General features: G+C 68.9%; 26 protein-coding genes. 17 read left to right on the top strand and 9 right to left on the bottom strand.

The genetic code is table 11. The features are described 5' to 3' along the window. Positions 1–62 precede the first annotated feature (62 nt). Complete coding sequence (locus HYU53_10745; protein ID MBI2221672.1) at positions 63–935, top strand: zinc dependent phospholipase C family protein; 873 nt, start codon at positions 63–65, stop codon at positions 933–935. 25 nt (positions 936–960) lie between these two features. Here the strand turns inward: HYU53_10745 and HYU53_10740 are convergent, their stop codons facing one another. Then, positions 961–1,419: an MgtC/SapB family protein gene (locus tag HYU53_10740; protein MBI2221671.1), complete on the bottom strand. Its 459-nt coding sequence runs from the start codon at positions 1,417–1,419 to the stop codon at positions 961–963. Positions 1,420–1,446: 27 nt separating this feature from the next. Between HYU53_10740 and HYU53_10735 the strand changes: the two genes are divergently transcribed. The 12 genes from HYU53_10735 (at position 1,447) to HYU53_10680 (ending at position 15,487) form a co-directional block, all read left to right on the top strand. After that, positions 1,447–2,124, top strand: coding sequence for a hypothetical protein (locus HYU53_10735; GenBank protein MBI2221670.1), 678 nt, complete (start codon positions 1,447–1,449; stop codon positions 2,122–2,124). Positions 2,125–2,144: 20 nt separating this feature from the next. After that, positions 2,145–3,188: a UDP-3-O-(3-hydroxymyristoyl)glucosamine N-acyltransferase gene (gene lpxD / locus HYU53_10730; protein ID MBI2221669.1), complete on the top strand. Its 1,044-nt coding sequence runs from the start codon at positions 2,145–2,147 to the stop codon at positions 3,186–3,188. Further along, positions 3,188–3,991 carry a hypothetical protein gene (locus HYU53_10725; protein MBI2221668.1) on the top strand — a complete coding sequence of 268 codons (804 nt, stop codon included), beginning with the start codon at positions 3,188–3,190 and terminating at the stop codon, positions 3,989–3,991. Before lpxD ends, HYU53_10725 begins: the two co-directional genes overlap by 1 nt. Before the next feature lie 30 nt (positions 3,992–4,021). Beyond that, positions 4,022–5,377, top strand: coding sequence for an insulinase family protein (locus HYU53_10720; protein ID MBI2221667.1), 1,356 nt, complete (start codon positions 4,022–4,024; stop codon positions 5,375–5,377). A gap of 56 nt (positions 5,378–5,433) precedes the next feature. Further along, entirely contained in the window at positions 5,434–7,593 is a 2,160-nt protein-coding gene (locus tag HYU53_10715) for an insulinase family protein (GenBank protein MBI2221666.1), read from the top strand. Further along, positions 7,580–8,761 (top strand): lipid-A-disaccharide synthase, encoded by a 1,182-nt coding sequence (gene lpxB / locus HYU53_10710; protein MBI2221665.1) that lies wholly within the window; start codon positions 7,580–7,582, stop codon positions 8,759–8,761. Before HYU53_10715 ends, lpxB begins: the two co-directional genes overlap by 14 nt. Before the next feature lie 9 nt (positions 8,762–8,770). Further along, entirely contained in the window at positions 8,771–9,325 is a 555-nt protein-coding gene (locus HYU53_10705) for a hypothetical protein (protein MBI2221664.1), read from the top strand. Further along, on the top strand, positions 9,322–10,329 hold the full coding sequence (locus HYU53_10700; protein MBI2221663.1) for a matrixin family metalloprotease: 1,008 nt from the start codon (positions 9,322–9,324) through the stop codon (positions 10,327–10,329). Before HYU53_10705 ends, HYU53_10700 begins: the two co-directional genes overlap by 4 nt. Next, positions 10,326–10,982, top strand: coding sequence for a hypothetical protein (locus HYU53_10695; GenBank protein MBI2221662.1), 657 nt, complete (start codon positions 10,326–10,328; stop codon positions 10,980–10,982). Before HYU53_10700 ends, HYU53_10695 begins: the two co-directional genes overlap by 4 nt. Positions 10,983–11,066: 84 nt before the next feature. Then, positions 11,067–13,814 (top strand): aconitate hydratase AcnA, encoded by a 2,748-nt coding sequence (gene acnA, locus HYU53_10690; protein ID MBI2221661.1) that lies wholly within the window; start codon positions 11,067–11,069, stop codon positions 13,812–13,814. Positions 13,815–13,876: 62 nt separating this feature from the next. Next, complete coding sequence (gene queG / locus HYU53_10685; GenBank protein ID MBI2221660.1) at positions 13,877–14,932, top strand: tRNA epoxyqueuosine(34) reductase QueG; 1,056 nt, start codon at positions 13,877–13,879, stop codon at positions 14,930–14,932. 9 nt (positions 14,933–14,941) lie between these two features. Continuing rightward, a complete protein-coding gene (locus HYU53_10680) occupies positions 14,942–15,487 on the top strand; it encodes a YqgE/AlgH family protein (GenBank protein ID MBI2221659.1) in 546 nt (181 codons plus the stop codon). Positions 15,488–15,574: 87 nt separating this feature from the next. Here the strand turns inward: HYU53_10680 and HYU53_10675 are convergent, their stop codons facing one another. Then, positions 15,575–15,790, bottom strand: coding sequence for a hypothetical protein (locus HYU53_10675; protein ID MBI2221658.1), 216 nt, complete (start codon positions 15,788–15,790; stop codon positions 15,575–15,577). 67 nt (positions 15,791–15,857) lie between these two features. Continuing rightward, positions 15,858–16,808: an NAD-dependent epimerase/dehydratase family protein gene (locus tag HYU53_10670; GenBank protein ID MBI2221657.1), complete on the bottom strand. Its 951-nt coding sequence runs from the start codon at positions 16,806–16,808 to the stop codon at positions 15,858–15,860. A gap of 89 nt (positions 16,809–16,897) precedes the next feature. Between HYU53_10670 and HYU53_10665 the strand changes: the two genes are divergently transcribed. After that, on the top strand, positions 16,898–17,734 hold the full coding sequence (locus HYU53_10665) for a rhomboid family intramembrane serine protease (GenBank protein ID MBI2221656.1): 837 nt from the start codon (positions 16,898–16,900) through the stop codon (positions 17,732–17,734). A 2-nt stretch (positions 17,735–17,736) separates the two neighbouring features. On the opposite strand, the gene HYU53_10660 is transcribed toward HYU53_10665, so the two are convergent. Beyond that, complete coding sequence (locus HYU53_10660; GenBank protein MBI2221655.1) at positions 17,737–18,210, bottom strand: hypothetical protein; 474 nt, start codon at positions 18,208–18,210, stop codon at positions 17,737–17,739. 22 nt (positions 18,211–18,232) lie between these two features. On the opposite strand from HYU53_10660, the gene HYU53_10655 reads away from it, so the two are divergent. From HYU53_10655 to HYU53_10645, 3 genes are all read left to right on the top strand, one after another. Continuing rightward, a complete protein-coding gene (locus HYU53_10655) occupies positions 18,233–19,252 on the top strand; it encodes an NAD-dependent epimerase/dehydratase family protein (GenBank protein ID MBI2221654.1) in 1,020 nt (339 codons plus the stop codon). Between the two features lie 264 nt (positions 19,253–19,516). Further along, positions 19,517–20,155 carry a hypothetical protein gene (locus HYU53_10650; protein ID MBI2221653.1) on the top strand — a complete coding sequence of 213 codons (639 nt, stop codon included), beginning with the start codon at positions 19,517–19,519 and terminating at the stop codon, positions 20,153–20,155. A gap of 1 nt (position 20,156) precedes the next feature. After that, positions 20,157–20,531 carry a hypothetical protein gene (locus HYU53_10645; protein MBI2221652.1) on the top strand — a complete coding sequence of 125 codons (375 nt, stop codon included), beginning with the start codon at positions 20,157–20,159 and terminating at the stop codon, positions 20,529–20,531. A 229-nt stretch (positions 20,532–20,760) separates the two neighbouring features. Here the strand turns inward: HYU53_10645 and HYU53_10640 are convergent, their stop codons facing one another. The 5 genes from HYU53_10640 to HYU53_10620 form a co-directional block, all read right to left on the bottom strand. Beyond that, positions 20,761–21,117 carry a (2Fe-2S)-binding protein gene (locus tag HYU53_10640; protein MBI2221651.1) on the bottom strand — a complete coding sequence of 119 codons (357 nt, stop codon included), beginning with the start codon at positions 21,115–21,117 and terminating at the stop codon, positions 20,761–20,763. Positions 21,118–21,199: 82 nt separating this feature from the next. Then, positions 21,200–21,634: a hypothetical protein gene (locus HYU53_10635; protein ID MBI2221650.1), complete on the bottom strand. Its 435-nt coding sequence runs from the start codon at positions 21,632–21,634 to the stop codon at positions 21,200–21,202. 1 nt (position 21,635) lies between these two features. Then, a complete protein-coding gene (locus tag HYU53_10630) occupies positions 21,636–23,210 on the bottom strand; it encodes an NADH-quinone oxidoreductase subunit C (protein MBI2221649.1) in 1,575 nt (524 codons plus the stop codon). Next, entirely contained in the window at positions 23,207–24,670 is a 1,464-nt protein-coding gene (locus tag HYU53_10625) for a hypothetical protein (protein MBI2221648.1), read from the bottom strand. Before HYU53_10625 ends, HYU53_10630 begins: the two co-directional genes overlap by 4 nt. Before the next feature lie 3 nt (positions 24,671–24,673). Next, on the bottom strand, positions 24,674–25,330 hold the full coding sequence (locus HYU53_10620; GenBank protein MBI2221647.1) for a hypothetical protein: 657 nt from the start codon (positions 25,328–25,330) through the stop codon (positions 24,674–24,676).

Here is a 25,330-nt window from a genome sequence, read left to right as displayed (position 1 = left end):
GAGTGGACAGGTGAGCGCCGAGCCGGGGCATCGGCTACCATGTTGGCATGCGACGATTCGTGATGGCTACCCTGGCGGCGGCGCTCGTGTGCGCACCGGCGCCGATGCGCGCGTGGGGGCTGGACGTGCACCGGCTCATCGCCGGCCGCGCCATCGCGCTCCTGCCCGTTGAGATCCGGCCGTTCTACGAGAAGCACCGGCAGATGATCGTCGAGCACTCGATCGACCCGGACCTGTGGCGCAACGCGGGGTTCGTCGAGGAGCCGCCGCGGCACTTCGTGGACATGGACGCGTACGGCCCGCATCCGTTCACCGCGCTGCCGCACGACTACGACGAGGCGGTGAAGAAATTCGGTGTCGAGTTCGTGACGAAGAACGGAACGCTGCCCTGGCGGACCGCGGAGATGTTCGACAAGCTCGTGAAGGGATTCGAGACCGCCGCGCGCCCCGACCCCGGTTACGGCCCCGAGGACGTGAAGTTCTTCTCGGCGGTGATCGCGCATTACGTGGCCGACGCGCACGTGCCGTTTCACGCCGCGCTCAACTATGACGGCCAGCTCACGAAGCAGTGGGGTATTCATTCGCGCTTCGAATCGCAGCTCGTGCTTCGCAATCTGCCGCGGCTCACGCCTGCGCCACGGGCGATGCCCCCGGTGACAGACCCGCGCGAGTTCATCTTCGATACGCTGACCGACGGGTTCCCCGCGGTCGAGCAGATCCTCGCGGTCGATCGGCGAGCGGTGCGGGGGCGCGACGAGTACGACGACGGGTACTTCGCGCAGATGTACGCCGGCACGCGTCCGATCCTGGAGAAGCAGCTGTCGGCCGCAATCAGCGGCGTGGCGGCCGTCATTGCCGGCGCGTGGGAGCGCGCAGGGAAGCCGGCCCTCCCGCTCGAGCCGCCCAGAGGCAACAGGAAGGTCCGGCGGCGGTAAGGCGCTTCCGCGGTTTCTGCGGCGTCTACTCCGTCCCCGGCGGCATCTCGCGCCGGTCGTGGTGGCGCTCGACGACGCGTTCGACGGGCAGCAGCAGGCGCAGCACGATGAGCGTGGTGAGGGCCGCGACGGCGGCGAGGCGGAAGCTGCCGGCGCCGGCGGCCACCCCGATCGCCGCGTTGACCCAGATCGTGGCGGCGGTCGTCAGGCCCTTGACCGATCCGCCGGTCCGCAGGATGGCCCCACCGCCGAGAAACCCGATGCCGGTGACGATCTGGGAGGCGATGCGGGTCGGGTCGGCCGCCCTGTCTGGCGGCGCCAGTTCGATCGACATCAGCGTGAACAGCGCCGAGCCGACGGCGATGAGCGTGTTGGTCCTGAGCCCGGCCGCTTTCTGGTTCCACTCCCGCTCGAGGCCGATGAGCGCGCCCAGCGAGGCGGCCAGCAGCAGCCGCTCGATAATCTGCGCGAGTCCAAGTTCCATCGCGCGAATGCTATCGTAAATCCCGGCATGGACGTCTTCCTGGTTCCGATCGGCGTCGGCACGCACGAGCTTTACTGCGAGGTGGCCGACGGGCCGCCCGAAACAGGAGCGCCGGCGGGCGGGGTTTTCCGGTCGCTGACGCACCGCTTCCGCGAGACGCTCGCCGCCGCCGAGCGCGATCGGCGCGCGCGGATGAGCGGCACGCCGGTCGAGGAGGCCGGGGGGTGGTGGGGCCGGATGAAGGCCCGGACGCTCCGGTGGGCCGCCGAAGCGATCGCCGAGCAGCGGCTCCTGTGGCACTTGCGCGGCTGCGACCGCGCGACGCTCGGCCATCCCGACGACCTGACCGAGACGACCGTGCGCGACGCGCTCCGCACGCAGCTCGCGAGCGACTACGACAAGCACCGGCGCTGGTTCATCATCGACCTGCTCGGCTTCATCGGCTCGGGTGTGTTCATGCTGGTGCCGGGCCCCAACGTCATCGCGTACTACTTCGCGTTCCGCTTCGTGGGGCACTATCTGTCGATGCGCGGCGCGCGGCAGGGGCTCGACGCGACCGCGTGGGAGCTGCGGCCGCGCGCGGAACTGCGGGAGGTGCGCGAGGCAATCGCCGCCGGCGGTCCCCAGCGCCGCGAGCGGCTTCGCGCCATCGAGGCGCGGTTGCACCTCGAACACCTGGCGGCCTTTGTCGAGCGGGTCTCGTGACCCGCGATATACTCGGCGCGTTGACCCTCAAGGACCTTGCCCAACGTCTTGGCTGCCGTCTCGAAGGGGACGGGGTCGTCGAGATCACCGGCGCCGCCGGCATCGAACAGGCGCAGCCGGGCGAGGTCAGCTTCATCGCCAACCCGAAGTACCTGCGCGCGCTGGCCGCGACGCGCGCCTCCGCGGTCATCCTCGACGAGAAGGCGCCGGCGCCGCCCTGCGCCGCCCTGCGCACCCCGGAGCCCTACGTGGCGTTCGCCCGCGCCCTCGAGCTGTTCGCGCACGTGCCGCATCCCCCGCCGGGCGTCGACGCGTGCAGCGCGATCGGGCGCGACGTGCAGTTCGGGAAGCACGTCGCCGTCGGGCCGTTTGTCGCCATCGGCGACGGCGCGGTCATCGGCGACCACACCGTCATCCACTCCCACACCGCGATTGGCGCGGGCACCCGCCTCGGGCGCGACTGCATCATCTACTCGCACGTGGCGATTCGCGAGCGCGTGACGATTGGCGACCGCGTGATCCTCCACGGCGGCGTCGTGATCGGCAGCGACGGCTACGGGTTCGCGCGGCGGAAGGACGGCACGCACTACAAGATCCCGCAGAACGGCACGGTCGTGATCGAAGACGACGTGGAGCTGGGCGCGGGGACGTGCGTGGACCGGCCGGCCGTCGGGGAGACCCGGATCGGCGCGGGCAGCAAGATCGACAACCTCGTGCAGATCGCCCACGGGGTGCGCGTGGGTGAACGCGTGCTGTTCGCGGCGCAGACCGGCATCGCGGGCAGCTCCACGGTGGAAGATGACGTCGTGCTCGCCGGGCAGGTCGGGGTCGCCGGGCACATCACGATCGGCAAGGGCACGATCGCCACCGCGCAGACGGGGATTCCCAATTCCACCGGACCGGGCAGCTTCGTGTCGGGCTATCCCGCGGTTCCCAACCGCGAGTGGCTGAAGTCGTCGGCCGTGATCAGGAAGCTGCCCGAGTTGAGAAAGCAGGTGCAGGATCTGGAGCGGCGCCTCGCGGGGCTCGAGTCGGAGCTGGCGCGCGTACGCGGCGAGGAGTGATGAGGCGCGCGTGTATCGCCATTTTACCTCTTGCCTTGCTCCTTTTACCTGTTTCCTTTCCCGTCTCAGCGCAGATCGCGTCCACCGCGCCCGGCCCTGCCCCCGCGGCACCGGGCCCGCTCTCGCGCTACCGTTTCCACCTGAACGCGGTTCGCGTCGCGACGGGCGATCCGCAGTTGCGGTGGGACGCGGATCTGGGCGGCGACCTGGACCTGTACGATTACCGTGCCGGGCGCATCACGTTCCTCGCCAACTACGAGGCGATCCTCGGAGACGAGCGCCGCGCGTTCGATCCGGTGCAGGGAAACTACACGCTCGACCTCTCGGCCTCGCATCGCACGCGCCACGGCGAAATTTCCGGCGTGTTCCACCACCTGTCCCGGCACCTCAGCGACCGCGAGAAGCCAGAGCCGGTGGACTGGAACATGATCGGCGTGCGGTTCGTCCGGCCGTACGCACGGGGACGCGTCGCCGCCACGATGGCGGGGCACGCGCTGTTCACGGTGCAGCGCTCGTCGGTGGATTACGACGCGGAGTACGGCGCGGAGGCGCGCGCCGACTATCGCGTCGACGCGCGGCGTGCGGCGTTCGCCGCCGCGACGCTGCACACGTTCAATACGGACGGCTCGATCGCCGGCCGCGGGTGGCAGAACGGGGGGCGCGTCGAGGGGGGCTTCCGCTTCGCCGGCGGCGCGGCCGCGCTCGAGCTCGTGGCGGCGCTCGAGCGCCGCGTGGACGACCATCCGATCAGGCGCGGCAACGCCACGTGGCTGTTTGCCGGCTTTCGGCTGCTGCACCCCTGAAGGGCTCGTCCGCCGTGCCATAATCCCGTGATGGGACTCTCGCAGGGGCGCCGCGCCGTTGCCGCGGGCGCCGTCGCCTTGACGCTGCTCTGGGGGACGCCGCCGGCCGCGGCGGCCACGCGCCCGCCGAAACTCGACTACAAGCTGGTCACCCTCGACAACGGGCTTCGCGTGGTGCTGCTCGAGGACCATTCGACGCCCATCGTCCACCTGCAGCTCTGGTATCACGTGGGCTCGCGCGACGAACGGAAGGGGCGGACGGGGTTCGCGCACCTGTTCGAGCACATGATGTTCAAGGGCTCCAAGAACGTGGAGTCCGAGGCGCACCCGTCGATGATCTCGAGCGTGGGAGGGCAGAGCAACGCCTACACGACGGAAGACACGACGGTCTACTGGGAAACCGTTCCGGCCCAGTACCTGCCGCTCATCCTCTGGCTCGAGGCCGACCGCATGGCGTCGCTGCGGATCAACGAGAAGACGTTCCGCACCGAGCGTGAAGTCGTGAAGGAAGAGCGGCGGATGCGCGTGGAAAACCAGCCGTACGGGCGCCTCCAGGAACTCATCTACGCCAACGCCTTCACCGTGCATCCGTACAAGCACCCGACGATTGGCAGCATGGAGGACCTCGAGGCCGCGTCGATCGAGGACGTTCGCGACTTCTACCGCACGTACTACGTCCCGAACAACGCGACGCTCGCCCTGGTCGGCGACTTTGACATGGCCGAGGCGCTGGCGCTCGTGCAGAAGTACCTCGGGCGCGTGCCGCAGGGAAAGGCCGTCCCGCGCGACATCCCGAAGGAGCCGGCGCCGGCCAGGCAGCGGCGCGTGCTGCTCGAGGAGCCCTGGCCGCTCCCCGCCGTCGTCGTGGCGCACCCGATCACCTACGACGGCGATCCCGATTCGTACCCCCTGCACATCGTGTCGAAGATCCTCTCGGACGGGCAGAGCTCGCGGATTTACCGGTCGCTCGTCTACAACAAGCAGGTCGCGGTTGCGGCCTTCGGGCAGGGGAACATCATCGAGGACCCCAACCTCTTCTTCGCGGTCGCGCTGGTGCAGCCGGGGCGCACGCCGTCCGAGGCCGAGCAGGCGCTGGTCGCCGAGCTGGAGCGGCTGAAGAACGAGCCGATCAGCGAGGCGGAACTGCAGCAGGCGAAGAACCAGTTCGCACGCGATTACATCATCGGCCGCGAGTCGAACCAGCAGAAGGCGACGCACCTCGCGCACGCGATCGTCCTGCACAAGGGGGACGTGACCACCGCGGACGGTGAGTTCGACATCTTCATGAACGTCACGACCGCCGACGTGCAGCGCGTCGCGCGCAAATACTTCACGCCGGAGAGCCGGCTGATCATGACCATCATGCCGAAGGGGGGGACGCGCTAGTGCGTGCATTCGACCTTCGGCATCCGGCCTGTGGCCTCTTGATGGCGCTCGTCACCGTGAGTTCCAGCAGCGCGCAGACGTCCTGGCCGTCCGAGCGCCCGCCGCGCCCGCTGGCCGCGCGCGACGTCAAGTTCCCGCCGTACGAAATCCGCACGCTGAAGAACGGCCTCCAGGTGGTCGTCGTGCTGCACCACGAGCAGCCGGCCGTGAGCCTGCGGCTGCTCGTGCGCGCGGGGGGCGCGCTGGACCCCGACCAGAAGCCGGGCGTCGCCTCGCTCGCCGCTACGCTGCTCGACCAGGGCACGACGACGATGAGCGCGGAAGAAATCGCGAACGCCGTGGACTCGGTGGGCGGCGGGCTCGGCACCGGCGCGGGGACCGACCTGTCCTTCGTCAACGCCGTGTTCATGAAGGACAGCTTCGACCTGGCGCTGCGGCTGGTGTCGGACGTCGCTCGAAACCCCGCGTTCGCGCAGGCGGAGATCGATCGCCAGCGGCAGCAGCGGCTGTCGGGGCTCCAGGTGAGCTATGACGACCCGGACTACGTGGCGGACGTCGTGTTCGACCGCCTCGTGTACGGGTTCCATCCGTACGGCAAACCGGACTCGGGCACGCCCGCCTCGCTCGCCGCGATCACGCGCGACGACCTGGTCGCGTTCCACAAGGCCAACTTCGCGCCGAACAACGCGATCCTCGCGATTGTCGGGGACCTTACCGCCGGCGAGGCGTTCGCGGGGGCGGAGCGGGTGTTCGGCGACTGGGCGCGCAACGATGCGATCAAGGTGGACCCGCCCACCGACGCGCCGCCGCCCACCCGCCGCGTCGTGGTGATCGACCGTCCGGGCGCTGTCCAGACGGAGATCCGCGTCGGGCACCTCGCGGTGCCGCGCAAGCACCCGGACTACATGGCGCTCGACATCGCGTCGAAGATTCTCGGCGGGGAGGGGAGCAACCGCCTTCATCGCGTGCTGCGCTCGGAGCGCGGCCTGACCTACGGCGCGTCGGCGGACCTCGAGACCCTGAAGTTCGCGGGGGACCTGGTGGCGGAGACCGACACGCGGTCGGACGCCACCGGCGAAGTGCTGCGGTTGATCGTCGACGAGTTCTGGCGCCTCCAGCGCGACCGCGTTGGCGCGGGCGAGCTGAAAGGCGCGCAGGACTACCTGGCGGGCAGCTTCCCGCTGACGATCGAAACGCCCAGCGCCATCGCCCTCCAGGTGCTCAACGCGGTGTTCTTCGGCCTGGATCTGAACGAGCTGGAAACGTATCGCGACCGCGTGAATGCGGTGACGGCCGACGACATCCAGCGCGTGGCACGGGGCTACCTGCGGCCCGATCGCCTCTCGATTGTGCTCGTCGGCGACGCCTCCACGTTCGCCTCGCAGCTCGCATCCGCCGGCTTCCCGCAGTTCGAGCGGGTGCCGATCGCCGAGCTCGATCTCTCATCGGCCGATTTCCGCCGCCGCGCGGCGGCGCCGGTCGGAGGGGCGCGCCTGATGCCGGCGGCCCTGAGCGAGCGCCGCGAGTCGCAGGAGCCGGCCCTGAGCGAGCGCCGCGAGTCGAACGGGCTCGTCGATCGTGCGATCGCCGCGAAGGGAGGCCTCGAACGGCTGCGCGCGCTTCGCACCGTCAAAGCCGAAGCCACGACCCGCATGGTGCTGCCGTCGGGGGCCTCCTCCACGATCGAGACCGCCAGCGTCATCGAATATCCGGAGCGGTTTCGCCTGGATCTGGTGACGCCCTCCGGCGTGCTGCGCCAGGTGTACGACGGCGGGCGCGCGTGGGTGCGCGGCGCGGGGCGGCAGGCGGCCGACCTCGTGGCGCATGAAATGAAGGCCAGCGTGGACCGTGACGTGCTGCGCCTGCTGCTGCGCGCGAGCGACCGCGAGCTGCGGCCCCGCCCGGTCGATGACGTGATGCTGGAGGACGGCACGCGCGGTCCCGCGCTCGAGTACCTCGTCGGCGGCCAGACCGTGCAGCTCGTGCTCGATCCTGCCTCGTCGCTGGTGGTTGCGGAACGGTATGTCGTGCCCGGCGCCGAAGGGGACCAGCGCGTCGAGGAGCGGTTCGCCGATTACCGGCCGGTCGAGGGCGTGATGGTGCCGTTCACGACGACGATCCGCCGCAACGGGCGGATCGTGCTCGAGCGGCGCCTGAAGTCCATCGCCTTCAACGTCGCCCTGCCCGCTGACGCCTTTGCCCGTGAAAGGGTCTGACCGCGTTCGCGTCCTGATCTCCTGCGGGGAGGCGTCGGGCGACCTGTACGCGGGTGCGCTCGCGCGCGAGCTTCGCGCGATGGATCCGGACGTGGCCATCACCGGCCTTGGCGGCGACCGCCTCCGCGACGCCGGCGCGACGCTCGTCGGCGACTATCGCGGGCTCACGGTGACGGGGCTGGCCGAGGCGCTCAAGGTCCTGCCCCGGTCGTACGCCATGTACCGCCGCCTCGTTGCGGCGGCGCGCGCCGCGCGCCCGGACGTGTTCGTCGCGATCGATTTTCCCGATTTCAATTTCCGGCTCGCCGGCGTGATGAAGCGCCTGGGCGTTCCGGTCGTGTACTACATCAGCCCGCAGCTCTGGGCGTGGCGATCCGGACGCATGAGGACGATGCAGCGGATCGCCTCGCACGTGCTGGTCATCTTTCCCTTCGAAGAGCCGCTCTATCGCGAGGCGGGCGTGCCGGTGAGCTTCGTCGGGCATCCGCTGCTCGAACTGACCGGCCCCGCGCCATCGCGCGGCGCGTTCCTGGCCGGGATCGGGTTGAACGCCGGGGCGCAGACGGTCGCCTTGCTCCCGGGCAGCAGGCCGAACGAGGTGCGCGCGCTTCTGCCGACGATGGTGCAGGCCGCGGCGCGCATCGTACGAGCGCGTGCCGGCACCCAGTTCGTGGTTGCCCGCGCGCCGCACCTCGAGGACGCGCTGTTCGAGCCGGCGACACGGGCCGCGGCCCCCATGGCGATTGTCGAAGGGCGCGCAGACGAGGTGCTCGCCTCGTCCGACATCACGATCACGGCGTCCGGGACCGCGACGGTGCAGGCCGCCATCCATGACTGCCCCATGGTGATCGTGTACCGGCTCTCGCCGCTCTCGTACCGCATGGGCAAGCCGTTCGTGAAGGTGGACACCTACGGGATGGTGAACCTGATCGCCGGCCGGCGCATCGCGCCCGAGCTGATCCAGGAGGATTGCACCGCCGAGCGCGTCACGGAGAGCGCGCTCGCGCTGCTCACCGACCCGGCCGAGTACGCCGCGGCGAAGCAGGGGCTCCGCGACGTCCGGGCCAGGCTTGGGACACCCGGGGCGAGCCGCCGGGCCGCCGAGGCCGTGCTGGGCATCGCGCGCGGGGCCACGGCCCCGCCGCGTCACGAGAACATCCTGAGGTAAACTGCCGTCATGCGATTCCGCTCGTGCGTCGCCGCGATCATCGCCATCCTGCTGGCCGGCGCGAGTGCGCGCGCCACCGTGCTCATCCCGATCGATCTGAACGAGCTGGCCGTCTCCGCCCACGCGGTCGTGTACGCCCGCATCGCCGAGGTGCGCGCCGTGGTCACCGACGATCGTCGCCGGGTCGAATCGATCGTGGTCGCCGAAGCCATGGGCTACATGAAAGGGGACATGGGGCGCACGATCGTGTTCCGCGTCCCGGGCGGGCAGGTCGGCGCCTATCGCACGGTGATGATCGGCGCTCCGTCGTTCGAGCGTGGTGACGAAGTGGTGCTGTTCTTCGGCGCGCGCGGTCCTTCTCTTCCGTATCTGGTCGGCTTCAGCCAGGGGGTCTACCGGGTGCGGATCGACGGGCGCACCGGGATACGGATGGTCGTGCCGCCGCCGGCGGTGAACACCGGCGAGACCGTCGCGTTGAAGCGAGGGGCGCGCCCCCCGATGGCGCTCGACGCGTTCGCCGCGCAGGTGCGCGCGCTGGCCGCCGCGCCGGGGCGTGTCGAGTGACCGCGCGCGTCCGGCTCGTTGCCGTCGCCGCGCTCGCGCTCGCCGCGCTGGCCCCTGCGCCTCTCCTCGCGTACCTGAAACTCGGGTTCCAGGTCGGCTCGCGGACCGTCACGCTGCACTGGGTCAACCAGCCGACGCGGTACTCGATCACCAACTCGGGTGTCCCCAGCGTGACACCGTCCCAGTTCCAGTCAGCCGTCGCGGCCGCGTTCTCCACGTGGGAGCAGGTCCCGTCCGCCAGGTTCAGCGGCACCTTCGCCGGCTTCACGGGTGCCCGGCCCTTCGAGGACGACGGGATTTCCGTGCTGGGGTACGCGAGCCGCCCGGATCTCGACCGCGTGCTGGCGGCGACCACGTTCATCATCAACACGACGACCGGCGAAATCGTGGAGTCCGACATCTTTTTCAATTCCGCCTTCGGATGGTCCACGGCGCAGGCGGGGGAGCCGAACCGCTTCGACGTCCAATCGATCGCGCTCCACGAGATCGGCCACCTGCTCGGGCTGGGGCACTCGGCGCTCGGCGAGACCGAGCTGCGCGCGGCCGGAGGGCGGCGCGTGATCGCCGCAGGCGCCGTGATGTTCCCGATCGCGTTTTCCGCGGGCAACGTGGAAGAACGCGTGCTGCAGGCCGATGACATCGCGGGGGTGTCGGATATCTACCCGGACGGCACCTTCCGCACCCACACCGGCTCGATCTCGGGCCGCGTGACGAAGAACGGCGCCGGCGTGTACGGCGCGCACGTGGTCGCATTCAACCTGCAGACCGGCCAGATGGTCGGCAACTTCGCGTTGAGCGACACGGGCGCATTCGCGATCGCCGGCCTGGAGCCGGGCGCGTACGCCGTGCGCGTCGAGCCGCTGGACGACGCCGACCTGGAGAGCTTCTTCGATTCCGCGTCGAAGGTGGACGCGGCGTTCGCGCCGAAATTCTACGAGCGCATCGTCGTGGCGCCGCGCGGCGGCGGGTCGGGCGAAATCGAGATCACGGTGAGCGCGCGATGACGGCCCGCGGCGCGCTGGCGACGCTGTTCGTGCTGGTGTGGCTGGCGCCTGCCTCCGCGCAGCCCCGCGAGCCCCGCTTCGAGCTGTCGGCCGGCGGCCTCTTCGCCGGCGGCTACGACCTGACCGGCGCCAGCGCGAACCTGGTGAGAAACCAGTCGGGCGGCGGCGACTTCGCGATCTTCAACACGGACACGCGCGCCGAGTCCGCGCCGGGCTTCGAGGTGCGCGCGGGCTGGCGTCTCACGCCGCGGTTCACCGTCGAAGGGGGACTGGTCGTGGGCCGGCCGCGCCTGGCGTCGCGGCTCTCGGGCGACGTGGAGGGAGCGCCCGACGTCACGATCTCCGAGGATCTCTCGCAGTACATCATCGACGCGTCGGTCACGGCCGCGCTCGGCTCGTTCAGCGGCGGCCGAATCGTGCCGTTCGTCCGGGCCGGAGCGGGACATCTGCGCGAGCTCCACGAGGACAACACCCTCCTGGAAACGGGGCAGGCGTACCACGCGGGCGGCGGCCTCACCGCGTGGCTCGGCGAGCGTCGCCGCCTCGGGTTGCGCATCGACGGCCGGATGTATTTCCTGCGGGGCGGCATCGACTTCGGGAAGTCTTCCCGCACCGTGACCACCGGCGCCGGGGCGCTGGTGTTCGCGTTCTGATCCGCCACGGCTTCCCGATCCAACACGGTCCAGTCCGCGAGCTCTGGCGTTGCAAGCCGCCCCGCAGTGAGCGATCATTCCGGGATGGCCTCAAACGATTCTTTCAACGTACGCCGCTCGCTGTCGGTCGGCGGCCAGCGGTTCTCTTTGTTCAGCCTGCCGGCGCTCGAACAGGCAGGTTTCTCGCAGGTCTCGCGCCTGCCGTACTCCCTCAAGATCCTTCTCGAGAACCTGCTGCGGCGGGAGGATGGCCGCTTCGTCGATCGAGATGACATCCGCGCGGTCGCGAGCTGGGATCCCACCGCCGATCTCGAGCAGGAGATTGCGTTCATGCCCGCGCGCGTCCTGCTCCAGGACTTCACCGGCGTCCCGGCCGTCGTCGATCTGGCGGCGATGCGCGACGGGATGGTGCGGCTCGGCGGCGATCCGTCGAAGGTCAACCCGCTGTGGCCCGTCGAGCTCGTCATCGACCACTCCGTGCAGGTCGATCACTTCGCGCGGCGCGATGCCGCAGAGCTGAACGCGCAGCTCGAGTTCTCCCGCAACCGCGAGCGCTACACGTTCCTGCGCTGGGGGCAGACCGCGTTCGACAACTTCCGCGTCGTCCCACCCGACACCGGCATCGTCCACCAGATCAACATCGAGTACCTCGCGCGCGTCGTGTTCCGGGAAAAGGGAGCCGAGCCGCTCGTCTATCCCGACACGCTGGTCGGCACCGACTCGCACACGACGATGGTCAACGGCCTCGGTGTCGTCGGTTGGGGCGTGGGCGGGATCGAGGCAGAGGCCGCCATGCTCGGGCAGCCCATTTCGATGCTGGTTCCCGAGGTCCTGGGCTTCCGTCTCGTCAATCGCCTGCCGGAAGGCACGACGGCCACCGACCTGGTGCTGACCGTCACCGAGCGGTTGCGCAAGCACGGCGTGGTGGGCAAGTTCGTCGAGTTCTTCGGGCCCGGCCTCGAGGACCTGACGATCGCCGATCGCGCCACGCTCGGCAACATGTCGCCTGAGTACGGCGCGACGATCGCCATCTGCCCGATTGACGACATGACGCTCGACTACCTGCGCCTCACGGGGCGCGACGCCGATCACGTGCGCCTCGTCGAGGCGTACGCGAAGGAGCAGGGGCTCTTCCGCCTGGCCGGTGGGATCGATCCGGCGTACGACGAGGTCATCGAGCTCGATTTGTCGACCGTCGAGCCAAGCCTCGCCGGCCCGAAGCGGCCGCAGGATCGCGTGTCGCTCGTGAACTCGAAGGTGCGCTTCGAGCAGGCGCTCGAGACGATGCTCGCGGACCAGAAGAAGCGGACCGCGGCCGCGACGCCGAAGCCCGGCGAGGCGACGTCGCCGCAGGCGAGCGCCGCGACGGCCGCGGCCGTGGCCGAGGCGCCTGGTGCCGGCCCTGGCTCGGAGCTTGGCCACGGCTCGGTGGTGGTTGCCGCGATCACGAGCTGCACCAACACGTCCAACCCGAGCGTGATGATCGGCGCCGGGCTGCTCGCAAAGAAGGCGGTCGAGCGCGGACTGAAAACCAAGCCGTGGGTGAAGACGAGCCTCGCGCCCGGATCGCTCGTGGTGACGGAGTACCTGAAGGCGTCGGGCCTGCTGCCGTACCTGGAACAGCTCGGCTTCAGCATCGTGGGGTACGGATGCACGACGTGCATCGGCAACAGCGGGCCGCTCCCCGAGCCGGTATCGCTGATGGTCAGGGACCGGAATCTCGTGGTCGCGTCGATCCTCAGCGGGAACCGGAACTTCGAAGGGCGCATCCAGTCGCAGGTGCGCGCGAACTACCTCGCCTCGCCTCCGCTGGTGGTCGCCTACGCGCTGGCGGGAACCATGCGAACGGATCTCACCTCCGAGCCGCTCGGGACCGACGCGGACGGGCACCCGGTCTATCTCAAGGACATCTGGCCCACCGAGCGGGAGATCCAGGACGCGATGCTCCAGTCCGTACGATCGGACATGTTCACGCACACGTATGCGGAAGTGTTCCAGGGAGACGGCCGGTGGCGCGCGCTGCCGACGCCGACCGGCGATCGCTTCGCGTGGGACGACATGTCGACCTACATTCGCAAGCCGACGTTCTTCGAGGACATCACCCCGAGCCCGAGGCCGCTCTCGGACATCACCGGCGCGCGCGTGCTCGCGCTGCTGGGCGACAGCGTCACGACCGACCACATCTCGCCGGCGGGCTCCATTCCACCCGACGGCCCGGCAGGCCGCTACCTGATCGCGAACGGGGTGGAGCCGCGCGATTTCAATTCATACGGCGCGCGGCGCGGAAACCACGAGGTGATGGTCCGCGGCACGTTCGCGAACATCCGCCTGCGGAACCAGGTGGCGCCCGGCACGGAGGGAGGCTGGACCACGCTGCTGCCCGACGGCGACGTGATGTCGATCTTCGACGCGTCGGAGAAATATCGCGAGCGCGGCGTGCCGCTGATGGTGCTGGCCGGCAAGGAGTACGGATCCGGCTCGTCGCGCGACTGGGCGGCGAAAGGTACCGTGCTGCTCGGCGTCCGCGCCGTCATCGCCGAGAGTTTCGAGCGCATCCACCGCAGCAACCTGGTGAACATGGGCGTGCTGCCGCTGCAGTTCAAGGCGGGCCAGAGCGTCTCGACGTGCAGGCTCACCGGGCGCGAGCGCTTCGACATCACCGGGCTCGCGCTGCTGAAACCGCGCGCGGAGACGACCGTGCGCGCGATCTGCGAGGACGGCACCACCAGAGACCTGGCCGTCACGGTGCGCATCGACACGCCGGAGGAGCTCGAAGCGTTCCGCCACGGCGGGATTCTGCCCTACGTGTTGCGACAGCTCGTCAAGCAGTAACAACAGGTTCTACCGGGTGGTTCTTCCGACTCGTTCTGACGGATGGTTCTGACGGATACCGCGTGGAATCCACCGACGTGAAGGCCCGCGCGCGCGCGCTGGGGTTCGAGCTGTGCGGCATCGCGACCGCCGATCCGCAGCCAGAGCTGAGGTTTCTCGCCGACTGGCTCGGCCGTGGGTACCACGGCGAGATGCACTACATGGCGCGCACCGCCGAGCGGCGGCTGGACCCGCGCGCCGTGCTGCCTTCCGCGCGGTCGATCGTCGTCCTCGGCGCCATCTACAACACCGGCGCACCGGCATCGCTTGAACGAGTCGATCCGCACGCGGCGCTGCTGTCGCGCTATGCGTGGGGCGACGACTACCATGACGTGCTCGGCTCGCGCCTGGAACAGCTCGAGGCGTGGATGCGGGCGCGCTGCGGCCCGTCGTTCGAGTCACGCCGCTACGTGGACACGGGTCCGGTCGTCGAGCGCGTCGCCGCCGGCGCCGCCGGCCTCGGGTGGATTGGCAAGAATGCCTGTCTCATCAATCCGGCGCTCGGCTCGTGGCTGTTCCTGTGCGAGATCCTCTGCAGTCTCCCGCTCGAGCCGGATCGGCCCGAACCGGATCGGTGCGGCACGTGCACGCTCTGCATCGAGGCGTGTCCCACGGAGGCCATCGTCGGCGACCGCGTGGTGGATGCCACGCGGTGCATCTCGTACCTGACGATTGAGTTGAAGGGCAGCATCCCGGAGGCGCTCCGCGGGCAGATGGGACGCCACGTGTACGGCTGCGACATCTGCCAGGAAGTGTGCCCCTGGAATGCGGACGCCGTGGCCGCGATCAGCCGCGACGCCGCGTGGCGACCCCGCGCCGCGTTTGCGGACGCGGACCTGCTGCGGCTCTGGCGCATGCGGGATGCCGAGCTGAGGCAGGCGATCACGGGCACGCCGATGACGCGCGCGCGAGTGAAGCGGCTGCGCCGCAACATCGCAGTCGCGATTGGCAACTGCGGCGACCCGTCGGCGGCGGCGGTCTTCGACGAGCCAATCGACGCCCCCTCGATCGGCGATCCGCTGGTTCAAGGGCACGTCACATGGGCAAGAGCAAAACTGGCGGCGACCCGGCACGCTTAGAATAGCAGCATGTCGGACTCGCTCGCGCCCTCGCTCCTCCTCTCGATGCCGCAGCTGCAGGATCCCAATTTCGCGAAATCGGTTGTGCTGCTCTGCGAGCACGCGCCGGAGGGGGCGTTTGGCCTCGTCCTCAATCGTCCGACCGACGTCGCGGCGGCCGACGCCGTCCGCCTCGAGCCCCAGGTGGTCGGCGGCAACGGGCTGCGCCTCTGGATCGGCGGACCTGTCGAGCCGGAACGCGGGTGGATCGTCATCGATCACGAGCCCGGTCCCGACGCGCGGCAGATCGTGGACGGTGTGTATCTATCGAGTTCGCCGCTCGTCTTGCGGCGCGTCCTGGAATCGCCGGCGGCGCCGCGCGCGCGGGTGCTCGCCGGCTACGCCGGGTGGGGGCCCGGCCAGCTCGACGAAGAGCTCGCCGAATCCTCGTGGCTCATCGCCAGCGTGGAGCCCGATTTGATCTTCGATGTGGATCCGAGCGTCATGTGGGAAACCGCGATCCGTCGTCTGGGTGCGGACCCGATGTCGCTGCAGATGAGTCGTGGCGTGCACTGAGCGGACGGTACCTTGATTGCCGTTCCATGAACGTGCAGGCGATCGCAGCGTAAAGTTCAGGCACGAGGCACGAGGACGTCTCGGCGCCTAGTGGCTCGTGCCTGCCTTGCCGCTGTCGCCGCCGGCAATCGCGGCCGCCTGCGCCAGACCGTGCGGGGGATCTTCGGGATCTCCCGGATGGCGCGTATGCTCGAGAACGTTGCGCAGTTCCGACACCTGCGAGCGCAACGCTTCGATACACGCGGCCTGTGTCTCGTGCGACGTCGGCAAGCCTGTTTCCAGCCCGCAAAATGAACAAATCATGGGGCCTCCCCCATGCCAGGATTGGGTTTGTAATCACCCTCGCAGGGCACCGACCTGGACTGCAAGTTCAGTGCCCCGACAGGCTTGCTACCACAGCGGCAAGACCGCGCGAGAGCGGCGTGATTCGATAGTCCAAGTCGCGCATCGCCGCGGAGGAATCGAGCGGCCAGTCGTGGCTGAGCACGTGCACCGTCCCCCGTGTCAACAACGGTGTCCGATTCAGGATCGCGGCGCGTAATTCTTCCCAGATGGCGACTATTCGCGCGGCGGCAACCGGGATCCGGCGCGGCAGGTCGCGTCCGGTGAGCTGGTGAAGAATCTCAAACAGCCTCATCTGGGGCGCGTTCTCGCCGCCCAACGCGTAAGCCGCGCCTGCAGCGCCACGCTCCAGCGACGAGACGTGTGCCTCCGCCACGTCGTCCACGAAGGCGAACGACCACGTGCGATCCGCGCCGACGATTCCGGGCAGCCGTCCGCCCAGATGGTCCGCCACGAGGCGGCCGACGAGGTTCCCTTCCGTACTTTCGCCCGGCCCGTACAAGCCACCGGGATACAACCGCACGAGCGGCGCGCCGCGCGCGAGTGCGTCGGCGGCTGCGCGCTCCGCGTCCCTCTTCGTGCGCTGGTAATCGTTGCCGGCCGGCGCCTGCTCCGCGGCGCCCGCCGGAGGCAGGGCCAGGAACGACGAGGTGTACACGATTCGGGTGATGCGATGATGCGCGGCGGCGTCGAGCGCGTTGAGCAACCCTCCGACGTTCACGTCGTGGAAGTCCTGCCGCCGCCGGCGCCAGACGCTGACGAGCGCCGCGGTATGGCAGAGCGCGTCGCAGCCCGCCGCCGCGCTCGCCAGCGCCGCCGCATCGCGGACGTCGCCGTCGACGGCGATACCCGGCAGGCCTCCGGCCACGGCGGCACGCGCCGACCGCGCGAAGATCACCGCGTGGTGGCCGCGGCGCGCCAGCGCCCGCGCAATCGCGCGCCCCAGGTAGCCCGTCCCCCCCGTCAGCAGCACCCTCATGCCGCTCTAGCTGACCACTCCGCGAACCCCTCTGTCCACTGACCACTGACCACTGACCACTGCTAGTGAGATATGCTTGAACTTCCTGCATGTTCGGTCGCCAGCGCACCGGTTCGGTTGTCTGTCCTTCCTGCGGAAATCTCGTCGGCGTCAACGATGAGCGCTGTTTCACGTGCGGCCGGTGGAACCCCGGACTGTGGGGGTTCACGCCGGCGTTGCGGCGTCTTGGCGCGGATTTCGGCTTCGCCGAGACGGTCACGGCCGCGTGCGCGGCGCTGTACCTCCTGATGCTGATCTACTCGGGATCCGGCATCCGCACGCGCGGGCTGCTCACGTTTCTGTCCCCCAGTCCCGAAGCGATGTTCTACTTCGGCGCGAGCGGCGCCGTGCCCGTCTTCCAAGCGGGGCGATGGTGGACCGTGCTGAGCGCGGGCTGGCTGCACGGCGGGGCGCTGCACATCGTGTTCAACATGATGTGGGTCCGGCAGCTCGGTCCCGCCGCGGAAGAGCTGTTTGGCACCGGCCGCACGGTCATCATCTACACCGTCGGGAGCGTCGTCGGCTTCGTGATGAGCAGTGTGATGGGCCTTCTGCTCGGGGGCGTCCCGATCGTAGGGGGGTCGTTCCTGACGCTCGGCGCGTCGGCGCCGATTTTCGGCCTGCTCGGCGCGATGGTGCACTACGGGCGCCAGTCGAGCAGCATCGTGAAGACGCAGGCGGCCGGCTACGCGATGACGCTGTTCCTGTTCGGGCTGCTCATGCCGGGCGTGGACAACTGGGCGCACGGCGGCGGCTTCCTCGGCGGCTACCTGGCGTCATTTCTCCTAGACCCCCGCCGGCCCGAGCGGGGCAACCACCTGCTGATCGCGTTCCTCTGCCTCGCGCTGACGGTCGCGTCGCTGCTGGCGTCGTTCTTCATCCGGTAAGTTCACCGCAGAATAGGCGGACTGCGTGTTCTGCGCCTTCTGCGGTGTAGCCGTCGCCGAGGATCACGAGGTCCACCTTGCCCGCGCGGGCGCCGCTTTCGAAAAGCGTCCACACGGCGCCGGCCGGCGCGAGCGGCGCGCGGTTGACGAGGCGCGACGCCGGATCGATCGCAACCGACCAGGCTTCGGCGAAGGAGTGATCGGGCTGCCGCTTCTGCAGGACCACGCGGACGGGCCTGTTCGGCCACGGAAAGCGCAGCGACTCGTGGAACGTGCGGTTGCCGCGTGCGGCTGCCCGCCCAGGGGCCGTCATCGACGATCCGATCGAGCGAGAACACCTCGAGGCCCTTCCCTCCCGTGTGGAAATAATCCACACGCATGATGCGTGGCGCGAACGTGCCGTCGAACGAGTCGGCCGTCTGGGCGGCGAGGGGCGATGCAGCAAGAAGCAGGATGAGCGCAGCGACCGCGCGCATTCGCAAAGTATAATCACAGCTCGTGCGCAGACCCGCTGTCCTCATCACGGGCGCCGGCGGCGAGATCGGACACGGCCTCATCGCGAGGCTGTCCGCGGATCGCTCCCGCGCCATCATCACGCTCGACGTCAATCCACTCGACTCCGCCCTCACGCCGCGTATCTCGCGCGAGTACACGGGGTCGATTCTCGATCGCGGCCTGCTCGAGCGCCTCCTGGCGGAGTACCAGGTCGAGCTGGTGTTTCACCTTGCCGCCCTTCTGTCCACGCGATCCGAGATCACCCCGGTGACGGCCCATCAGGTGAACGTCGAAGGCACGCTCAACCTGCTGGAGTTCGCGCAGAAGGAAGCCGAGTCGCACGGCAGGCCCGTGACGTTCCTGTACCCCTCATCCATCGCGGCGTACGGCCTGCCGAGCCTCGAGGCCAAGCGCGCGGCGGGCGCGGTGCGTGAAGATGAGTGGGCGCAGCCGACAACGATGTACGGGTGCAACAAGTTGTACTGCGAGCAGATCGGCCGCTACTACGCGCGGCACTACAAGCAGCTGGCGCCGAAGCCCACCAACGGCCACGTCGACTTTCGCAGCGTCCGCTTCCCGGGACTGATTTCGGCGGTCACCGTTCCGTCAGGCGGGACGTCGGATTACGGGCCGGAGATGCTGCACGCCGCAGCGCAAGGGGAGCCTTACGCCTGCTTCGTGCGGCCGGATACGCGCATTCCCTTCATGGCGATGCCTGACGGCGTGGACGCGCTCCTGGCGCTGGCTGCGGCGCCGCGCGAGCGCCTGACGCTCGCGGCTTACAACGTGCGCGCGTTCAACGCCTCGGCCGAAGAGATCCGCCAGATCGTGCTGCGGGAGTTTCCGTCGGCGGCGATCACCTTCGAGGTGGACCACCGGCGGCAGGGGATCGTCGACTCGTGGCCGGAAGACGTGGACGATGCGGCCGCGCGCCGCGATTGGAGCTTCGCGCCGGCCTACGATCTGGAGCGCGCGTTTGCCGAATATCTCATGCCGGCCATTCGCAAGCGCTACGCCCGATAAGAGCGCTCACCGCGGAACGCGCAGAAGGCGCGGACGCTCCACCAAGCGATCCGAAAGCGCACGGAGGGCTGGCGAGGATCGGCAAACAACATAGGACGGCGACTGCGCCAATTGTCGTGGTCCTAAATTTAGCGTTGAGGCTTGGCACAGATCATGGACGGGTGCCGAACGAGCGTAGCCGGAACTACGCGCTCCTGACGGGTGCCCGCGACGCCCAGCTTGTCTGCATTACGCGTTATGCGTAATAATTTACGCGTTGTGCGTATGGACAACGCGCTGAGGGCATTATTTCCGACAGTTCGCGGACAACTGCTCGCCGCGACGCTGACTCAGCCGGACAAATGGTGGTATCTGTCCGAGCTGGCCCACTTTCTCCGAACCACTCCTTCCAGCTTGCAGCGGGCGCTGAAGGCTCTTGTCGATGCCGGTATTCTGCAACAGCGCCGCGAGGGAACCAGGACGTACTTCAGGGCCGAAACCCGATCTCCTCTGTTCCCCGAGCTACGCGGTCTCCTCGAGAAGACCGCGGGGTTGTTGCCAACGCTTCGAGAGGCGCTCGAACCCTTTCAGGGGCGCATCAACTGTGCCTTTGTTTTCGGCTCAATGGCCCGCGCTCAGGAACATGCGCTCAGCGACGTGGACTTGCTGGTCGTCGGCACCGTTGGCCTGGCCGAACTCGCCCCGGCGCTTCGGAAAACCGAGGGCCGGCTCGGAAGAGACGTCAACGTGACCACTTATTCGGCGCGCGAGTTCCGAAAGAACGTGGCGGCCCAGGATCACTTCCTCTCTGAGGTTCTACGGGGCCCAAAGGAATTCGTGAAAGGATGCCAGCGTGACCTGGACGAAGTTATTGGCCAGCCGCGACGTTCAACGGCATCGAACCTCGAAAAGGGAACTCGATGACGTGCGGGCACTCATTGCGCGCGATCTGGCCGACGCAACGGTCGCCGGCCTCTCTGCGGACCGGCGATTCGCAACGGCGTACAACGCGGCACTCCTGGCCGCGACCATGGCGATCGCGTGCGCCGGCTACCGCGTGACGGCCAGGACCGGCCACCACAAGATTTCTTTCGAGAGCATCAAGCTGGCGCTCGGTGTCGCCGCGGATAATTACGCCGACTACTTCGAGACATGCCGCCGTAAACGCAACGTGATTGACTACACGCGGTCTCGCGTCGCCACGGGTACCGAGGCTGAGGAGATTCTGAAAAAGGCGACGAAGTTCTATGAAGCCGTCGAATCGTGGATCGAGTCGGAGTTCCCAGATCTGAAAAGTTGAACGGGCTCGGACGCCGGGGCCGTTCACCGGTTGCTGTACCCGCGCGGCATCCGCCAGAAAGAGGCCGCTGCTTCCACCAGCGGCGCGCGCACCGACGAGCGCGCGCGAAACTATTGGTCGCGTAAGCGCTTCGCGCTATCAACCGCTTTCGGTGGCAGGGCTTTTGGCACTCGCGTAATGATTATCGATCACGAAAGATCTGCGCCTTCTGCGCCCTCTGCGGTGATTTTTACGACCTCGGGACCCAGTCAGGCGGCGGAGTGATGTCCGCCGCAGGCGGCGGCCCCGCGTCCGGCCGGCCGCTGCCTTCCAGCCGGCTGATCGCGCGGACCGCCATGTCGTGGTCGCACGGGATTTGACACGAGAGACGCACGCCGGTCAGCCCACGCTGCGCCAGCCGATCGCGCTCGGCGAACGTCATCCGATCGGGCTCCCCCGAGATGAACTCCACCCGGCACGTGGTGCAGCGCGCATTTCCACCGCACGCGTGCAGGATGTCGATACCCTGTTCCTCGATGGCGAGCACCAACCGCCTGCCGGCTTCCACCTCGAACGTTCCGTAGCCGTCGACCGTCAGTTTGGGCATCCGATCATTCTATCGTGAGGCGTGTGTCAGCGGGCCTGCAGGCGGAGAAACGCGTAGAGCGTGCGCGCCACCCGCCGCCCCGTCAGCGCCCGGCCGCGGTGAGAGCAAAACCGGCCACCCGCTCCTCGTCATGGAGAGAAGGCGACGGCTCGAAGAGAACGGCGCGATTGGCCGGATCGCACGCGCAGTGGAGCAGGGCGTACAGTCCTTTCTCCGCCCCGACATCGAAGAGAAGGCCGCCTGGCCGCTCTTTCGTGGCGTGTAGGAAGGCCTCCAGTTCCTCCCGGCTTCCCGGGTTCCCGCGCAGGTGGTACTCGAGCCGAAATCCCCACGAGGGAGGCACGCGGAGGCGAGCCCCTTCGAGGCGGACCTTCAGCCATTCCCCTTCCCGCGTCCACGGCGCATCCGCGCGCCCCCGGGGAAGGACGTTTTGTCCGTATCGCCAGGCGGCAAGCCGCGATCGAAGGGGCGCGGGCATCCACGCCGCGGCGCGGCGCAAGTGGTCGATCACCGGCATGTCAGAGGTCGTTGCCAGAGTATGACTGGTTGAACGACTTGTTGCACAGGGGAAAGTCCGGGACGATGTTGTCCATCAGCGCGACAGACAAGGCCGGCCAGTTGAAGAACGACGGATCGACGACTTTGACCCGGTGCAGCGTCGTGTCGTCGGCAAACGCGACCATGTGGACGATGCGACCGCGCCATCCTTCGACGATCCCGAACGCGGGCTCGTACGGGTCGGCGGTTCCGGAGGGCGCGCGGAGCGGGCCGGCCGGCATCGCGCGGCACGCCTGCCGCACCAGCGACACCGCCTGGCGCGCCTCTTCGACCCTGACGAGCGCGCGCGCCTTCACGTCGCCCGTCGTGAAGACGGGCACGTCGAAGGCGAGGTGTCCATATGCCGCGAACGGCTGGTCGCGACGCGCGTCGATGTCGAGCCCGGACGCGCGCGCGACGTAGCCCAGCACGCCGAAGTCGGCCGCCGCCGCCGAGTCCAGCGCCCCGGTTCCCTCGAGGCGATCGACCAGCAGCGTGTTCTGGAGGCACAAGGACACGACCTCCTCGAAGTCTTTCAGCGCGGCTTCTACGGTTGACGCCACGTCGAGCGCGTCTGCCAGATCTTTCGCGACGCCGCCCGGCACGATCGATCCACGCAGCAGCCGCGAGCCGGTCACCTGCTTGTTGAGCCTGAGCAGGCCCTCGCGGATCCGGTAGCACTGCGCGTGCGCGACTGCGAACCCGGTGTCGTTCGCGATGGCGCCGAAATCGGTCACGTGGTTGTACAGCCGCTCGAGCTCCAGCAGGATCACGCGGAGGTACTGGGCGCGCGGCGGCGCCTCGATGAGGGTGGCGGCCTCGACCGCCTGCGCATACGCGAGTGCGTGGCCGACGCTCGTGTCACCCGAGATGCGTTCGGCGAGCTCGACACCATCGGCCGCACGCCGCCCCTCGAACAGCTTTTCGGTGCCCTTGTGCGTGAAGTACAGGCGGGACTTCATGTCGATGATCGTCTCGCCGAGGACGCTGAAGCGGAAGTGCCCGGGCTCGATCACGCCCGCGTGCACGGGCCCGACCGGTATTTCGTAGACCCCCTCCCCTCCGACCTCTGTAAACGGAAACGGCCGCCCGTCGTCGACGAAGTCGTGGCGGGCGGGTTCGTCCGTCCGCAGCGGGTGGTAATCCTCCGGCCAGAACGCGTGGCGCACCAGCGGCCGCGGATCGGGGTGACCGGCGAACTCGATGCCGAACTGATCGCGGATCTCCCGCTCGAAGCGCGATGCGGCGTAGTGAAAGGGCGCGAGTGACGGGACCGACGGCGATCCAGGCGTCACGGGCACCGCCACGCGCACGAGCCAGCCGTCCCGCGGGTGCGCGAACACGTAGTGCACGAGAAACTGATGGGTCGCCACCCGCCGGTCGTCGCCGGCCATGAGGATCAGGCGGCCGCCGGGCTCGCGTGAGATCTGTTCGGCCGCGCCGCGAATGGACGAGGCGTTCACGCGCCCGTGCACCTCGCCCGGCCGTGGGCGCGTCACGCGGGTCACGAGGTCGTCTTCGGTGAGCGTGCGGACAAGCCGATCGAGATCGTTCATGGCGTGAGCACCGCGACGGAACGGTCGAGGAGGGCGCTGACCGGCCAGGGCAGCACGAGGCCGAGCGCGAGCAGCACGGCGAGGCAGCCGGCCAGCGCGACGAGGCCCCAGCTTCGCGGCTCGCCCGTCTCGACTCCTTCGGGTACCGGCCCGTAGAGCATCGCATTCAGGTGCCGGAGCAGCGAGACGAACGTGGTCAGGATGAACACGGCGACCGCCGCGGCGATCCAGAAATGCCCCGACACGACGGCCGCGCGCACCAGCAGGAATTCCGAGACGAACAACCCGAAGGGAGGCAGGCCGATGAGCGCGAGGACGGCGGCGGCAAACAGGCCGCCGCTCCACGGCATGGCGCCGAGCAGCCCCGACACGCCGGCGATCTCGGTCGTCGCGTAGCGCCGCGAGACGCGGCCGGCGGCGAGGAAGGCCATCGACTTGGCGAACGCGTGGTTCACCAGGTGGAGCAGCGCCGCGAACGTGCCGGCCGGGCCCAGCGCGAGGCCGAGGCTCACCAGCCCCATGTGCTCGACGCTCGAGTACGCGAGCATGCGCTTGTAGTGCCGCTGGACCACGAGGCTGAAGGCGCCGATGGCCACCGAGAGCAGCCCCGCGCCCAACAGCAGCGCGTTGGTGAATGCCGGCGTGGCGGCGACATCCACCACCGCCTTCCAGCGTGCGATGGCGTACATCGCCACGGCGACGAGCACGCCCGACATCATGGCCGCGATGGGGGGCGGCGCCTCCGAGTACGCGTCGGGGAGCCACGTGTGCATCGGCGCGAGCCCGGCCTTCGTGCCGTACCCAACGAGGATGAACGCGAAGGCGAGCTGCATCAGTTCCCGATGCAGCACGGGCGCGGCCTGCTGGAGCACGGCGAAGGTCAGCGCACCCTGGCGCGCGCCGGCAGTCGAGATGAAGTCGAAGTACGCCAGCACCGTCCCGGTGAACGCCAGCGCGATCCCCACCGAGCAGATCAGCATGTACTTCCACGAGGCTTCCACCGACGCCTTCGTCCGCGCGAGGGGAATCACGAGCGCCGACGCGATGGTGGTCGCCTCGATCGCCACCCACATGATCGCGACGTTCTGCGTGGTGACCGCCAGGAGCATCGTGGGCGCGAACGCGCTCAACCCGACGCGGAAGCGCCGGGTGGCGCCCGCATCCGTTTCCGGACCGGCCAGCCCGGGGCCGAACGCGGCGGCGAGCAGCGACACGAGCGAGATGCAGACGCACAGGATCGCGGAGAGCGCGTCGGCGCCAAACGTGTCGCCCATCGCCGCGGCCGCCGGACGGCCCGCGAGAAGTCCCGCGGCCAACTGCAGGCTGGCGGCCACCGCCAGCGCGGCGGCGGCGACACCGGACCACCCGACCCAGCGCGGGGACCGCCGGACGAGGAGCGCCGCGGCGCCGGCGAGGGCCCACGGCGCGAAGAGCAGCACGAAGGGTGACAGGGCGCTCATCGGCTAGTGTTTGAGGCGCGCGAGCTGCTCGACATCAATCGTGTCGAACGTTTCGTGGATCTGGTAGACGAATATCTGCATGACGAGGAAGCCCATGAGCGCGTCGAGGAACACGCCGAACTCGACGAGGAGCGGCACGCCGTACGTGCCGACCACCGCGAGCAGCGCGATCGCGTTCTCGAGCATCAGGAAGCCGATGATCTGCGTGACGGCCTTCTTGCGGCTCACGATGATGAAGAGGCTCACGAAGAGCAGCGCCATGGCGATCGGCAGCCCGGCGCGCGTGGGCAGGCGGCTGACCGCCATCCACGGCCGCGCCAGCGCGTACGCGAAGACCACCAGCAGGCCGGAAATCAGGAGAGAGGTCTCGGTGTTCACGTAGGGCCGCAGCTCGCGCTGCGCGCCGAAGCGCCGCTCCATCGTGCGCAGCAGCCTCGGAATCGCCATCCCCTTCAGCAGCACGAGCGCGCCCGCCACGAGATACAGCTCCCGATCGCCCGAGAACGCGCCGACGATGGCGGTGACGGCGCCGAGCAGCCATGACTGCCAGCGGTAGGCGGTGATGTAGGCCGGCACGCCGCGCCGCCACAGCACGATCAGGGCGGTCAGCAGCATCGCGCTGCTGCCGAGCACCACCAGTTGGGAGAACAGTCCGTTCAA

Source organism: Acidobacteriota bacterium (assembly GCA_016184105.1).
Taxonomy (GTDB): Bacteria; Acidobacteriota; Vicinamibacteria; order Vicinamibacterales; family 2-12-FULL-66-21; genus JACPDI01.
The sequence above is the reverse complement of the archived record's forward strand: the minus strand, read 5'-3'. Positions and strand labels throughout refer to the sequence as shown.